11 protein-coding genes are annotated in these 14,935 nt (G+C 57.7%); 7 read left to right on the top strand and 4 right to left on the bottom strand.

What is annotated here, in order from left to right; all coding sequences use genetic code 11:
- The first annotated feature begins 56 nt into the window (after positions 1-56).
- Together ACR0EV_RS03510 and ACR0EV_RS03505 are read left to right on the top strand one after the other, a co-directional pair.
- Positions 57-653 carry a YceI family protein gene (locus ACR0EV_RS03510; protein WP_480798812.1) on the top strand — a complete coding sequence of 199 codons (597 nt, stop codon included), beginning with the start codon at positions 57-59 and terminating at the stop codon, positions 651-653.
- An 80-nt stretch (positions 654-733) separates the two neighbouring features.
- The gene (locus tag ACR0EV_RS03505) at positions 734-1,954 is read left to right on the top strand and encodes an MFS transporter (protein WP_480798811.1); all 1,221 of its coding nucleotides are present in this window, start codon (positions 734-736) and stop codon (positions 1,952-1,954) included.
- Between the two features lie 43 nt (positions 1,955-1,997).
- On the opposite strand, the gene ACR0EV_RS03500 is transcribed toward ACR0EV_RS03505, so the two are convergent.
- A complete protein-coding gene (locus ACR0EV_RS03500; RefSeq protein ID WP_480798810.1) occupies positions 1,998-3,671 on the bottom strand; it encodes a flotillin family protein in 1,674 nt (557 codons plus the stop codon).
- A gap of 34 nt (positions 3,672-3,705) precedes the next feature.
- Entirely contained in the window at positions 3,706-4,461 is a 756-nt protein-coding gene (locus ACR0EV_RS03495; RefSeq protein ID WP_480798809.1) for an OB-fold-containig protein, read from the bottom strand.
- Between the two features lie 216 nt (positions 4,462-4,677).
- Between ACR0EV_RS03495 and ACR0EV_RS03490 the strand changes: the two genes are divergently transcribed.
- The 3 genes from ACR0EV_RS03490 to ACR0EV_RS03480 all read left to right on the top strand — a co-directional run bounded on the left by ACR0EV_RS03490 (position 4,678) and on the right by ACR0EV_RS03480 (position 11,057).
- On the top strand, positions 4,678-6,510 hold the full coding sequence (locus ACR0EV_RS03490) for a methionine--tRNA ligase (RefSeq protein WP_480798808.1): 1,833 nt from the start codon (positions 4,678-4,680) through the stop codon (positions 6,508-6,510).
- 248 nt (positions 6,511-6,758) lie between these two features.
- The gene (locus tag ACR0EV_RS03485; RefSeq protein ID WP_480798807.1) at positions 6,759-7,916 is read left to right on the top strand and encodes an efflux RND transporter periplasmic adaptor subunit; all 1,158 of its coding nucleotides are present in this window, start codon (positions 6,759-6,761) and stop codon (positions 7,914-7,916) included.
- Between the two features lie 3 nt (positions 7,917-7,919).
- The gene (locus tag ACR0EV_RS03480; protein ID WP_480798806.1) at positions 7,920-11,057 is read left to right on the top strand and encodes an efflux RND transporter permease subunit; all 3,138 of its coding nucleotides are present in this window, start codon (positions 7,920-7,922) and stop codon (positions 11,055-11,057) included.
- Positions 11,058-11,093: 36 nt separating this feature from the next.
- Here the strand turns inward: ACR0EV_RS03480 and ACR0EV_RS03475 are convergent, their stop codons facing one another.
- A complete protein-coding gene (locus tag ACR0EV_RS03475; protein ID WP_480798805.1) occupies positions 11,094-11,639 on the bottom strand; it encodes a DUF2087 domain-containing protein in 546 nt (181 codons plus the stop codon).
- A 197-nt stretch (positions 11,640-11,836) separates the two neighbouring features.
- The gene (gene glpD / locus ACR0EV_RS03470) at positions 11,837-13,414 is read right to left on the bottom strand and encodes a glycerol-3-phosphate dehydrogenase (RefSeq protein ID WP_480798804.1); all 1,578 of its coding nucleotides are present in this window, start codon (positions 13,412-13,414) and stop codon (positions 11,837-11,839) included.
- Between the two features lie 179 nt (positions 13,415-13,593).
- Between glpD and ACR0EV_RS03465 the strand changes: the two genes are divergently transcribed.
- Together ACR0EV_RS03465 and ACR0EV_RS03460 are read left to right on the top strand one after the other, a co-directional pair.
- The gene (locus tag ACR0EV_RS03465; RefSeq protein WP_480798803.1) at positions 13,594-14,355 is read left to right on the top strand and encodes a DeoR/GlpR family DNA-binding transcription regulator; all 762 of its coding nucleotides are present in this window, start codon (positions 13,594-13,596) and stop codon (positions 14,353-14,355) included.
- Between the two features lie 206 nt (positions 14,356-14,561).
- Positions 14,562-14,924 carry a DUF3302 domain-containing protein gene (locus ACR0EV_RS03460; protein WP_480798802.1) on the top strand — a complete coding sequence of 121 codons (363 nt, stop codon included), beginning with the start codon at positions 14,562-14,564 and terminating at the stop codon, positions 14,922-14,924.
- Positions 14,925-14,935 lie beyond the last annotated feature (11 nt).

Genomic DNA, 14,935 nt, shown 5'->3' with positions numbered 1-14,935 from the left:
CCACGATCACGCAATGTTTGATTGGCCCGTCAAAGCGCACGCCCTAGCCTTCGGGCATGAGAGTATTGACCCGACGCACTTTCCTTGCCGGACTGGCGGCCCTGCCCCTTGCCCGACCGTCGCACGCGACGCTCAGCCCTTACGTTCTATCGACAAGCGACACCAGGGTCGGCTTCAGCTTTAACCTGTCGGGTGTGATGCAGTCGGGATCCATGCCAATCCGATCCGCCGATGTTCACATCGACACGCGCCAACTGCAGAACAGTCAAGTCTCGGTTGTGCTGGATGTCAGCAAGGCCAGAACACGGTTGCCTTTTGCCCGAATGCCCATGCTCAGCCCCAGTGTACTGGATGCCAAGCAGCACCCAACAATCCGGTTTGTCTCAACGAAAATTGAGCTTGGCGCACAGGGGCGCATCTCGGACGGGGCCCGCATTACGGGGGACCTGACGGTTAGAGGCGTAACGCGGCCGATCACGCTGAACGCCAATCTATATCGGCAGGCAGGCACAGCGGCAGACGATCTGAACACATTGTCCATCGGCCTGACCGGGGCCCTCAACCGGCATGACTTTGGCGCGTCAGGCTATCCTGATCTGGTTCGCGACACCGTCGTTCTGGACATCCATGCCGAGATCAGCCGTGCGCGTTAATTAACAAAGCGCAAAAAACGACTCGATAAAGTCGAATAGATGCGCGCATTGTGCGGCAACGACGCCAATCTGAGATCACTATGCGCACGATCATTTCCTTTGCCGCCCTTTTTCTTTCGGCCATTCTGTTGCAGCTGTCGACGGGCGGGGTTGGTCCGCTCGATGCTATTTCCGGCATCACGCTGGAGTTTACAACCGAGCAGATCGGTCTGCTGGGTTCAGCCCATTTTATCGGCTTTTTTGTCGGGTGCTGGTGGGCGCCGCGCCTGATGGGCAGTGTCGGCCACTCTCGTGCTTTCGCGGTCTGCACCGCCTTGGGCGCGATGGGATTGATCGGTCACACCCTGACAGACAATCCCTACATCTGGGCGGTTCTCAGGATCGCTTCGGGCACCTGTATCGCGGGATGCTACACGGTGATCGAGGCGTGGCTGAACGCCAAGGTAACCAATGAAACGCGCGGCCGGGCCATGGGAACCTATCGGCTCGTGGATCTGGGTGCCTCGCTGGGCGCACAGTTGATGATCGCGGTGCTGCCGCCTGCCTCTTACGTGTCCTACAACTTGTTGGCGATCCTGTGTTGTGCTTCGCTACTGCCCCTGACCCTGACACGTGCCAGCCAACCGCAGACACCGAACACACAGCGGCTGCGGCCCAAGCTTGCATGGGCCTGTTCCCCACTGGCTGTGGCCGGCGTGATCGTCTCGGCGCTCAGTTCTGCGTCCTTCCGCATGGTTGGTCCGGTCTACGGGCAAGAAGTCGGGCTGGGCGTGGACCAGATTGCGTTCTTCCTTGCTTCGTTTGTATTGGGCGGGGCACTGGCACAGTATCCATTGGGCTGGCTTGCCGACAAATATGACCGACGCTGGGTTCTGATATGGTTGTCTGCCGCTGCTGTACTGAGTTGCGGGTTCACGATGGCCGCCAGCGGGACCGGGACACTTGGGGTGATGCTGGCCGCCGGGTTCTTTGGCCTAACGACCTTTCCGATCTTTTCGCTGTCTTCGGCCCACGCGAATGACTTTGCCACCAGTGAAGAACGGGTCGAACTGTCTGCGGCCTTGATGTTCTGGTACGCCTTGGGCGCAATTGCATCGCCCTATATTTCTTCGACACTGATCGAACAGTTCGGCCCCGGCGCTTTGTTTGCCTTTGTGGCCACAGGACATCTGGGGTTGATCATTTTTGGTCTTGCGCGGATGCGCTCTCGCCCAACGCCGGAAGAGCGGACGAACTACGTCTACGCTCCGCGCACATCCTTTACCGTCGGGCGCCTTTTGAAACGCTCTCGGGAAGAGTAAAAAGGGCCGGGAAATTCCCGGCCCATTTGTTCTTTGTTCGTTTTTACTGAGTCGGCGACGTCTCTTCCTCGACGATCTCGACCGTGTCTGCGGGTTCTGGCGTCGCCTCTAGCGCGCCGTTCACCACACCGCCGACACCGTTTTCCATCGACAGCCCGAGCTCTTCGCCCAGCTTCTTGAGCGCGGGCATCTGCACAGCCATGCCCATGATCGAGTCCAACGCCTGATTGACCACCGGCTTGTCGCTGTTGGCCGCTCCACCGCCTGATGCACCGGCACCGATGCCACCGACCTGATGGATCTTGATCGAGTCGATCTTCTCGGCCGGTTTCACCATTTCCGAGATGATTGACGGCATCGTCTCGATCCGCGCCATATCAACCTTCATCCGGATCTGCGCGGCGGACAAGGCATTGTCGGCCTCAACAATCGCGCGCTTACCTTCCGCTTCGGCCAGCATGTCGTTCTTCTTGGCCTCGGCGCGAATGTTCAGCGCATCCGCTTCCGCCTGAGCTTCTTCACGACGCGCTTCGGCACGGTCGGCGGCAGCCTCTTTCTCGGCTTGCGCGGCCAGACGGATCGCAGTCGCCTGACGTTCGGCTTCACGCGTCGCTTCGATCAATACGATCTGCTTCTGGCGTTCAGCTTCGGCCACTTCACGGGCGGTCACGACGGCCTCGGTCGCCTTTGTCGCCTCGGCCCGGGCAAGGTCAGCAGATGCACGTGCGCGGCTTTCTTCTTCCGATTTCTGCGCGATGATGATCTGACGCTCCTGTTCCGCGACTTCGATCTCACGTTCTTTCGCAATCTCAGCGTCACGGATCTTGCGCTCGCGTTCGATCTCGGCCCCGCGGATGGCTTCTTCACGGGCGATCCGGGCACGTTCGGTTTCGCGTACTGAGTCTTCGGTCCGCGCCGCAATCTCGGCCTCTTGCGCGACGCGCAGGGTTTCGACCTTCTGGGTCTGCTCGATCCGCGCTTGCGCCTCGTCCTGCTCGATCAGCAGTTTCTGACGCTCGGCCTCCATCGCGGCACGACGTACTTCAACCTCGGCATCCGCATCAATCTGCGCGCGTTCTTTTTTCGAGGCTGCAATCACCTCGGCCAGCTTGCGCATACCCACAGCGTTAAAGGCGTTGTTCTCGTCCAGCGCTTCGAACGGTGTCTGGTCAAGCGCGGTGAGAGAGACGGATTCGAGCGACAGACCGTTCTTCAACAGGTCCTCGGACACTGCGTTCTGCACCTCTTGCACAAAGTCAGCGCGGTTTTCGTGCAGTCCGTCCATGGTCATCTGGGCGGCCACGGCACGCAGGCCGTCGATCAGTTTGCCTTCGATCATCTCGCGCAGCTGTTCGACGTCGAATGTGCGCGAGCCCAGTGTCTGCGCGGCGCGGGCAATGCCCTCTTCTGTCGCCATGACCGAGACGTAAAACTCAACGCCCACATCCACGCGCATGCGGTCCTGAGTGATCAGCGCGGCTTCACCGCTGCGCTGCACTTCAAGGCGCAGGGTTTTCATGTTCACGGGGCTGACCTCATGCAGCAACGGCACAATGACCACACCGCCATCCATGATGACTTTTTTACCGCCCGCCCCGGTTTTCACCAGGCTCACTTCGCGGGTCGCGCGTTTATAAAGGCGGCCAAGTACAAGGCCGATGAATAACAGGACGGCCAGAATGGTGACGACCGTAATGGCCAGGAATGAAACTTCCATGCAAAATCCTCCGATTTAAGAGTTGGTAATTTGGTTAGTCCGACAAGCCGACCAGAACGAACCGGTCCCGCCGTCTGTCACGCAGCACCAGAACGTCGGTGCCTTGCTCAAGGATGTCTTTGTCTTGCAGCGGCTCGGCGCGCAGGTGATGCGTGTTTCCGAACCGGTCCATAACGCGCACCTCGGCGGGGCGTCCGCGAGACGCCGTTCCTTGTGAGATCACGCCGCGGCGGCGGGCTAGCATCCGTTCGGACATCGCCTCGGTCTCGGTCTTGGGCAACAGGCGGGCAAAGACCGCGCCAAAGCCACGTGCGAACCACAGGCCAAACGCACCTGCTGGGATTGCGGCCATCCAGCTAGGCAGGTCAAAGCCCAACAAATCGCGCAGCGCCAATTGCAGGCCGATGCCCGACAGACCAAACCCTGCCAGCAACACAACAAGCCAGATCATGAATGGCACCTTGCCAATCCCCAACCAAGCCATCGGCCCGGCAGCAACAGCATCAGGAACGTCCGTCTCAATCTCGGCCAGTTCGAATTCGCCCAAATCTATGTCGGCATCGATGTCGAGATCGAAATCCGCGACATCCAGATCCGGGACGTCTAAAGCATCCAGATCGACTTCGCCTTCACCTGCCAGCAGGCTTCCACCCAGCACCAAAGCGATCAGCTCCAGGGCCAGCAGGCCAAACAGCAGCGCAAGCGCCATGGTAAAGGGCACGAATGCACCCTCAAGCAGGAAGTCGAACATCAGCAATGTGCCCTCGTTATTGTATACTTTTGTATACATTTAATATGGTTTACGATTGTTAAATTACAAGAGGTTGTGATTCTGTTTTCAACCTATGGGTAGTGTCTGCGTCCTTCGGGCTGCAATCTGTATTCCAAGGATGGGCCGTTTTTTGGTGGGATCGTGGCATTTCAGGGTAACGATGCAAAACCCGGCCTTTTGCTGGCGGGTTACATAAGGTAGACGAGCGCGCAGACAGTTACGTGGACACGCAAAATGGCTCGGATTCTCATCACCTCGGCGATCCCTTACATCAACGGGATCAAGCACCTCGGCAATCTGATCGGCTCGCAATTGCCTGCCGACCTGTATGCACGCTACCAGCGTGGCCGTGGGAATGAGGTCATGTTCCTGTGCGCCACGGATGAACACGGCACGCCAGCGGAACTGGCGGCGGCCAAGGCGGGCAAGCCCGTGGCCGAATATTGCGCAGATATGTATGCGGTTCAGGCCGATATCGCCAACCGGTTTGGCCTCAGCTTCGATCACTTTGGCCGCTCGTCCAGCGAACAAAACAAGCGCCTGACCCAGCATTTTGCGGGAAAACTGGATGACGCCGGACTGATCCGCGAAGTTAGTGAGAAACAGGTCTATTCCAACGCAGATGGCCGTTTCCTTCCCGACCGTTACATCGAAGGCACCTGCCCCAATTGTGGGTACGACCGCGCGCGTGGCGATCAATGCGAGAACTGCACCAAGCAGTTGGACCCGACCGATCTGATCAACCCGCGCTCTGCCATTTCCGGCTCGACCGATCTTGAGGTGCGCGAGACCAAGCATCTGTATCTGCGCCAGTCAGCGATGAAAGACCAGTTGGACGCGTGGATCGATACCAAAATTCCACCCAAATTTAGAAATGAGTTTTTGGGAGGAGATAACGAAGGGTTGACTAAGACCGAAGATCTTTCGGGATTTAAAGAGAACCCATATTGGCCAACTCTAACAACCTCGATTGCCAAGAAGTGGCTGCACGATGGCGACGGTCTTCAAGACCGGGGCATCACCCGCGACTTGGACTGGGGTGTTCCGGTCAAAAAAGGAGATCAGGACTGGCCCGGCATGGAAGGCAAGGTCTTCTATGTCTGGTTCGATGCACCCATCGAATACATCGCCTGCGCCAAGGAATGGGCGGATGCCGGCGGCAGAACCGATGCCGATTGGGAGCGCTGGTGGCGCACCGACAAGGGCGCGGATGACGTACGCTATGTGCAATTCATGGGCAAAGACAACGTGCCCTTCCACACCCTGTCCTTCCCAGCCACCATCCTGGGCACAAATTCGCACAATGAAGACACCGGATCGTCCGAGCGCTGGAAGCTGGTCGATTATATCAAGTCTTTCAACTACCTGAACTATGATGGCGGCCAGTTCTCGACCAGCCAGGGGCGCGGTGTGTTCATGGATCAGGCGCTTGAGATCCTGCCCGCCGATTATTGGCGCTGGTGGCTGCTGAGCCATGCGCCTGAAAGCAGCGACAGTGAGTTCACTTGGGAAAACTTCCAGCAATCGGTGAACAAGGACCTTGCCGATGTTTTAGGTAACTTTGTCAGCCGGATAACCAAGTTCTGCCGCTCGAAGTTTGGCGAAGCTGTGCCTGAGGGCGGCAGCTACGGGGAACGCGAAAACGCCCTGATCGACGAGTTGACTCGCCGCGTCCGCGCCTATGAAGGCCATATGGAAGCGATGGAAGTTCGCAAATCCGCGCAGGAGCTACGGGCGATCTGGGTGGCGGGCAATGAATACCTTCAAGCAGCGGCCCCATGGTCGACCTTCAAGGAAAATCCTGAACAGGCCGCCGCTCAGGTGCGTCTGGGTTTGAACCTGATCCGTCTTTACGCTGTGCTCAGCGCACCGTTCGTACCTGACACCGCGGCCCGTATGCTTAGCGCCATGAACACACTGGACACGGGCTGGCCCGAAGACGTGGCCGCGGCATTGGACGCCCTGCCCGCTGGTCACGCATTTACTGTACCGGATGTTCTATTCGCGAAAATCACAGATGAACAACGCGAAGACTGGCAGGAAAAATTTGCAGGCACACGCACCTGACCCTCTTTCAATGCAATCAATCTTCGGGGGCTTATATGGCCCCCGTTTTTCTTTCCGGTAAAAGCAAAGCAAACTTCTAAACCAGCCAAAGCGCTGAAATATTCTGCGCTGACTCTGGCCGGTTCCGGATTCATCGCGCTTGAGAAACTACCGCAAAAAAGTCATCCTGACATTAAGCTCTTCCGACTCGGGCCTCCTACGCGGTGCGCCCGGCATTATTTCTTACCGTCACGCACGAGGCTTTCGCCATGTCCCCAGCACTTTTTTCTTCCACCCGGACCAGCAGGCCATTGGCCGCAGCGTTTGTGCTGTTGTCTGTGGGATTGGCGTCTCCACTCGCCGCCCAGGAAGAAAGCGCGCCTCCGAAAGTGTCGATTTCGGCAGCTTACACTGAAGAGATTACCGACGAAGCCACCTTTATCGGCCGCGCCGAAGCGATCAACAACGTCGACATTGTCGCCCGTGTGAATGGGTTTCTCAACAGCCGCGAGGTCGAGGACGGCGCAACCGTCAAGGAAGGTGATCTTCTGTTCACGATTGAGCCCGATCTGTATGAGGCCACGCTTGAAGCCCGCAAGGCCGATCTGAACCGGGCCGAGGCAAATCTGGAACTGGCCAAGGTCGATCTGGCCCGGAAAGAAGAGCTGTATAAGCGCGACGCCACACCAGAATCGGAACGCGACATTGCCCGCGCCAACGAACTGGTGGCTGAGGCCGAAGTCAAAGCCGCAAACGCAGCGATCCAGCAGGCTGAACTGGACCTGAGCTATACGCAAATCCACGCGCCGTTCGATGGGCGTATCGGCAGCATCACCACCAGCGTGGGTGACGTTGTGGGGCCAACTAACCCACCGCTGGTCAATATCGTGAGTGAAACGCCGATCTACGTGAACTTTTCGCTGAACGAAAAGCTGTTTACATCGGTTTTGCAAACCTACGGCGAAAGTTCCGCTTCATTGGCGGAAAGCTCGCAGAGCCCCAATGTGCATGTCATTCTGCCCAATGGCACCGAATTGGATGAGGTTGGCCGGATCGTGTTTGTCGACAACCGCATCGATCCGTTAACAGGCGCTATCACCGTCCGGGCGCAATTCGACAATACCGATCGTCTGATCCTGGATGGTGCCTTTGTGAACGTTCAGATCGAAGCGCTGGAACCCACCTTGCAGGTACTGGTGCCTCAGGCCGCGCTGCAACGCGATCAGCGGGGTGAATTTGTTCTGGTGGTCAACGACCAACAGATGGTCGAGCAACGCTACATCACCACCGGCGACACGGTTGGCACCGCGATCATCGTGACCGACGGTTTGCGTGAAGGCGAAAGTGTGATTGTCGAGGGCCTGCAGCGGGTCCGCCCCGGCGTGGCCGTTGACGCGGTCGTGGCCTCTGAGCAGCCGGGAGAATAACTGATGTTCTCAGCCCTGTTCATCAGCCGGCCAAAGCTGGCGCTTGTCATTTCGTTGGTGCTGACCATCATGGGCGGCATCGGCTATATGGTTCTGCCTGTCGCGCAGTTCCCCGATATTACGCCACCGGTCGTCAGCGTTACAACCACCTACACCGGCGCCAACGCCGAAACCGTTGAAAATACCGTCGCTGCACCAATCGAAGCGCAGGTCAACGGTGTGGACGACATGATCTACATGACGTCCACGTCTTCGGACAACGGATCTTACTCGCTGAACGTCACTTTCGAGGTCGGCACTGACCCTGATATCGCTTCGGTGAACGTTCAGAACCGCGTTGCGCAGGCCATGTCTTCGTTGCCAACCGAGGTGACGTCTTCGGGTGTGGTCACGCAGAAATCCTCGACCAACATGCTGATGCTGGTCACGCTGACCTCGCCCAATGGCACCTATGACAGCGTATTTTTGTCAAACTATGCCTCAATCAACCTGCGTGACGCGCTGGCGCGTGTGCAGGGCGTGGGTAAGGCGGACGTCCTGACCAACCTTGAATACGCCATGCGGATCTGGATGGACCCGGACAAGATGGCAGCCCTGTCCATCACACCAGGTGACGTCATCAACGCGATCCGTGAGCAAAACATCGAAGTGTCTGCGGGCTCAATCGGCTCTCCTCCGGTCCCTGAAGGGCAAACGTTTCAATATACAATCAAGTCCAAGGGTCGCCTGACGTCGGCGGATGAATTCGCGGACATTGTCATCCGTACCGGAGCTGACGGCGCTATCGTGCGCGTCAAGGACATCGCCCGGACGGAGCTTGGGGCGCAGTTCTATTCGGCCTCAGGCTTTTTTCAGGCAGTTCCGGCCACGGTGATTGGCATCTACCAAGCACCCGGTGCAAACGCGTTGGCGGTGTCCGAGCGCGTGCAGGCAGAGTTGGAACGCTTGTCCCGCGCGTTCCCGACAGACGTGGAATATGAAGTGCCGTTCAACACCACCGACTTTGTCGAGGCATCCCTGAACGACGTCGTCTCGACTCTGATCCTGACATTCATCCTTGTGATCTCGGTTGTGTTTATTTTCCTTGGCAGTTGGCGTGCGACGGTCATCCCTGCGGTCGCCATCCCCGTGTCGCTGATCGGGACATTTGCATTCCTTCTGGCCTTTGGCATGTCGCTGAACACGATTTCGCTGTTCGCGCTGGTCCTGGCCATCGGTATTGTGGTGGATGACGCTATCGTTGTGGTCGAGAACGTTGAACGTATCATCGCAGACGAAGGGCTGCCCCCCGCCGAAGCAACCCGCAAGGCGATGGGCCAAATCACCGGCCCGGTCATTGCAACCACGCTGGTTCTGCTGGCCGTGTTTGTGCCTGTTACCTTCATGCCGGGCATCTCGGGGCGACTGTATTCGCAGTTTGCTGTCACCATTTCGACCGCAGTTGTGATTTCATCCATCAACGCGCTGACGCTATCGCCTGCCCTGTGCGGTCTGGTTCTGCGGGAACGTTCAGGCCCGCCCAAAGGGCTGCTGGCGGTGTTCGAAGGGTTTATCGGTACGATGCGAAACGGCTATGTCGCCATTGTGCGTAAGCTGCTGGTGTTTCCTGCCATCGCGCTGGCCATCGTAGTCGGTCTGGGTCTGGGCACCGGCACGATCATGTCGAACACATCGGCCGGGTTCATCCCGCTTGAAGACAACGGCTATCTCTTTGTTGACGTTCAACTGCCTGACGCCGCGACTCTAGAACGGACTGAAACCGTGACGGCGCGTCTGGACGATCAGATACGAGAAATCCCCGGAGTCGCCAGCACAGTTCTGGTCAACGGGTTCTCGCTTTTGAACGGCACAACCACCAACGGTGCCGCGATATTTGTGAACCTCGATAACTGGGCGGAGCGTCAGGAAGAAGACCTGAGCGCCGATGCAATCCTGGCCAAGGTCCTTGCGATCGCCAACGCCGAATCCGCGGCCTCGATCGTGGCCTTCAATCCCCCGCCCATTCAAGGTTTGGGCATGTCGGCTGGCGTCGAGATGGAAGTGCAGCAAACGGGTGGTGGCTCACCACAGGATCTGGCCTCAGCCGTGGGGTCATTCGTTTACGCTGCGAACCAGCGGCCCGAGATTGCGCAGGCCTACACGACGTTCCGCGCCAACGTTCCACAGCTTTTTGTCGATCTTGATCGAGAAAAAGCCAAGACTCTGGATGTTTCGGTGGCCGAGGTTTTCCAAACGATGCAGGCACAGTTGGGGTCCTACTATGTCAACGACTTCAACCTGTTTGGTCGCGTTTATCGCGTGATGATTCAGGCAGATGGTTCCTATCGGGACAATGTCGAAGACATTGCCAACCTGTATGTCCGGTCGCAAAAAGGCGATATGGTTCCGCTGGGTACGCTGATTGATGTGGAAAACGTGCTTGGTCCGGTTCTGCTCAAACGCCACAACCTGTTCCGCTCGGCCACGGTGACGGCAGTGCCAGCGCCGGGTCTGTCAAGTGGTGACGCCATCACGGTGATGACGGAAGAATCCGCAACCGCCCTGCCCCCCGGCTATGCGTTCGAATGGACCGGCACGGCGCAGCAACAGCTGGCCTCGGGCAGTTTGGTGATCATCATCCTTGGGCTTGCGATCTTGTTTGGATACCTGTTCCTGGTCGGGCAATACGAAAGCTGGTCGATGCCTGTTTCGATCCTTCTTTCTGTTGTTGTGGCCCTGTTCGGGGCCGTGGCAGCCGTGGCGATTGTGGGCAGCGACATCAACCTCTACACGCAGATCGGGATGATCATGCTTGTGGGGCTGGCATCGAAAAACGGTATTCTGATCGTTGAATTTGCGATGGAGCAACGCGCCAAAGGTTTGTCGATCAAAGATGCCGCAGCAGAGGCTGCTTTCCAGCGGTTCCGCGCCGTGATGATGACAGCCTTGTCTTTTCTGTTGGGTGTTGTTCCCCTGTTGGCTGCAAACGGCGCGGGTGCCGCAAGTCAGAAGGCGATTGGTGTTGCCGTGTTTGGCGGTATGCTGGCTGCAACCGTGATCGGTGTCATCGTGGTGCCAGTGCTCTACGCGTTGATGCAGAGCACGCGAGAATGGTTGAAAGGCAGCAAGAACGATCCCGGCCCGTCCGAGACCGCCGCATGATCCAAAAAGCCCCGCAGCAACCGCGGGGCTTTTTTCTTACTGCGATCTTTCACGCCGTCGTCTGGCGATATCGTGGATCACCTGTTTGGCATCGACGGGTGGTTCTTGTTCAACCCTGCGATACTCTGATCCGTCCTTGCGCCGCGTCAGCAACCCGCAGGAAATCATCGTACGGCGCAAAGTTGCCGGATCGTCAAAACAATGCTCTGCATTGAGGCACGCGTTAACCTGAGCCTCATGCAATGTCCTGCCTGACGGTACAGCAGCCCAGAGCGCCCAAAGCGAAAGGGTTTGCACCGAACGCTTCGAAGGCCACTGCCTCAACCTGCCCTCTGTGTCGAACAGATGAAGCGTGCGTTCAACCAACCGAGCATTGGGTGCCGGTGGATCCGACCGATTCTGCAGCCTGCGGCTGGCCGCACTGTCGGCCCGCATATGTTGCACATTCTGAAACCCGGCTGCGCGCGCAACCATGTTCATCAGCGTCAGGTGCGAGGGACTGGCGTCTCCCAGTTGGTTGGACAAGGTCCGAACGAACGGGGTCAGATCATCAAGATGTAAGGGGACTGGCGTTTTGCTCATCACACATCCACATCGGGCGTTCTGCGCATTCGTTGGCCGCTGACCTGACGACGCAACGCCCTGCGTGTTGCAATGTCAATCATGTCTCACAGGCAGGTTTAGCACTCTGAACCAGAGCAGCGGCGCCTCGGTGTCTGCCGACCGTCTCCAAGGGCTAACACAACAGGAGTCCACCGCCAAGAGGCTTGCAACCTCTGTCACGCGGCGCGGCGCTCGGCCATCCAATCATCGATCCGCGCGATCTGATCCTTGTTCAGACGAAGACCCAGCTTGTTGCGCCGCCAGACAATGTCATCAGCGGTGCGCGCATATTCCTTGTCCATCAGCCAAGCGACCTCCTGCGCGGTCAAGGTTGCGCCAAAGTCTTCGCCCAGATCAGCGGCCTGTTTTGCACCGCCCAGAACATCACGCGCCTCAGTGCCGTATGCGCGGATCAAGCGTGCGGCCCAGGCTGCGGTAAGGAACGAGAATTCTGCCAGAAGGTCGCTTTTCAGGGTGTCGACGGCATCTACTGGAAAGTCGCCTCCGGGCAAAGCGACACCTGCTGTCCAGGGACCGGGCAGGTCCGGAAAGAACTCGGCCACCCTCTCCAGCGCGCTTTCAGCAAGCCTGCGGTAGGTGGTAATCTTGCCGCCGAACACGTTTAAGACGGGCGCCCCACCCTGCGCATCGACCTTCAGCGTATAATCCCGCGTCGCCGCAGTGGCGCTGCTGGCCCCATCGTCGTACAGCGGGCGCACACCGGAATAGGTCCATACAACATCATCACGAGTGACAGTGCGTTTGAAGTATTTCGACGCGAAGGCGCAGAGATACTCCTGCTCAGCCTCGGTACAAACCGGCTTGGTGGACGGGTCCGAATGATCCTGATCGGTGGTGCCGATCAGGGTGAAATCCTGCTCATATGGAATGGCAAAGATGATGCGGCCATCTTCGCCCTGAAAGAAGTAACACTTGTCGTGATCGTACAATTTGGGTGTCACGATGTGGCTGCCACGTACCAACCGAACACCCTCGCGCGAGTTCACGCGGATTTTCGTCTGGATGATGTCGCCAACCCACGGACCGCCCGCGTTGATCAGCATTTTCGCCTTTACCACACGGGTCTGGTCGCTGTCGCGATCCCGTACTGTCACTTCCCACATATCGCCCACCCGTTCGGCCGAGATCACCTCGGTCCGCACCATGATCTGTGCACCACGCGCCTCAGCATCCCGCGCGTTCAGAACCACCAGCCGGGAATCCTCGATCCAACAATCTGAATACTCATAGGCTGTCTCGAACTTATCCTGCAGAGGCTCCCCTTCCGGCGTCGAGCGCAAGTTCAGAGACGTGGTTCCGGGCAGAATTTTGCGCCCGCCCAGATTGTCGTACAGGAACAAACCCAACCGGATCAGCCATGCCGGACGCCGCCCCCGCATCCACGGCATCACTGTGCTGAGCAAGCGCGATGTTGGCGTCTCGGAGTCAAACCGCATATCTTTGTGATATGGCAACACAAAGCGCATCGGCCAGCTGATATGCGGCATGGCCCGCAGTAGAGTTTCGCGCTCGATCAGCGCTTCGCGCACCAGACGGATTTCAAAATATTCCAGATACCGCAACCCGCCGTGAAATAGTTTGGTCGAGGCCGAAGATGTGGCCGATGCCAGATCGTTCATTTCCGCCAGCGCCACTGAAAGGCCCCGCCCAGCGGCGTCTCGGGCAATACCGCAGCCATTGATGCCACCGCCAATGATGAAAAGGTCGTTGATCTGGTCGTTTGTCGACTGCATGTCCAATGATTCCCCGCCAGGCATGATCAGGCGCATTAGCCAGAATGTTCTTCGTATGGTCAACGTTTATGTTCGTTTATTTTCTTTTTGCAACGCTGGTATGAAAATCTCGCAGCGCTTCTTGCCAAATTCACCTAAAAGAACAAAAACGAAAGGGCGCATTACCTTGGACCCACCCCATGTCTCTTTCCTTTCGCCAATCCGATATTCTGGATATCGCCAGCTCTGAGGGGCGCGTCACGGTTGAGGGGCTGGCCGAACGATTTGGCGTTACCGTACAAACGATCCGGCGCGATCTGACGGAACTTGCGGATGCGGGCAAGCTTGACCGAGTCCACGGCGGCGCGGTCTTGCGGTCTGGTGTCTCTAATATCGGTTATGAAGACCGCCGTGCCCTGAATGCAGATGCTAAAACCCGCATCGCGAAAGCCTGCGCCGAAGATATTCCGGATGGGGCGTCGATCTTCATGAATATCGGCACCTCAACCGAGGCTGTGGCCCGGCAATTGCTGAACCACAAGAACCTGATGGTTGTGACGAACAATTTGAACGTCGCCAGCATCCTGATTGAAAACCCGGACTGCGAAATCGTGATGGCCAGTGGCGTGCTTCGACGGGCTGACGGCGGGTTGATCGGAAACTTGACTGTGTCGACGATCCGGCAATTCAAATTCGATCTGGCCATTATTGGATGCTCGGCCCTGGATAGCGATGGCGATCTGCTGGATTTCGATTTTCAGGAGGTTCAGGTCAGCCAAACCATTATCGCTCAGGCGCGTCGCACCTGTTTGGTCGCTGATCAATCAAAATTCCAACGCTCTGCTCCGGCTCGGATTGCCTCGCTCAGCGAGATCGACAGTTTCTATACAGATAAGCACCTGCCCGACGAGCTAGGTCAAAAATGCGCAGACTGGAAAACGGCGCTGCACATTGCCGATTGACGTAATTTATCCGTGTCTTTTTCCTGCCTGTTCTTGCCAGACGAGTAATGGCCTGACAGTATCGCCTCAAAGTGATCATTGCAGGGATGGGGAACCTGGGCGGTGATACACCCGAGTTAGGTTATTTTTGCCAAGCCCGGTGACAAAACGCGCCGACCAACCCCCAGAAAACAACCAGCGGGACCCGCACCCCGGCAGGAGGCAACATGGGACTATTGGGCCAGCCTTTGGGCTATTACGACTACCTGACATTTGTAGCATTGATCCTGCTGCTTGCGGCGGTGATGGCGGTGTTTTTGTTCCTCATGGGACTTCCGGGACGGATCGCGATCAAACGCAATCATCCCCACGCCGAAGCCGTCAAGATTATGGGATGGATGGGGTTTCTGGCTGTCGTGCCCTGGGTCCACGCCTTTATGTGGGCGTTCCACGATGGTGTCACCGTCGACATGCGCCGTGGTCCGGACGAAGAGAAAGACGCCATTCGCGATGAAATCAAACGTCTGGGCGGTGAGGTAAAGCCGGAATATCAGGATCGTCTGGACACAGACGACACCCAGCAAGGCTAAGGCCGAAGGAA

The sequence above is a fragment of the Ruegeria sp. CF8 genome (genome assembly GCF_056537285.1).
This window is presented reverse-complemented; position numbering and strand designations above follow the sequence as displayed.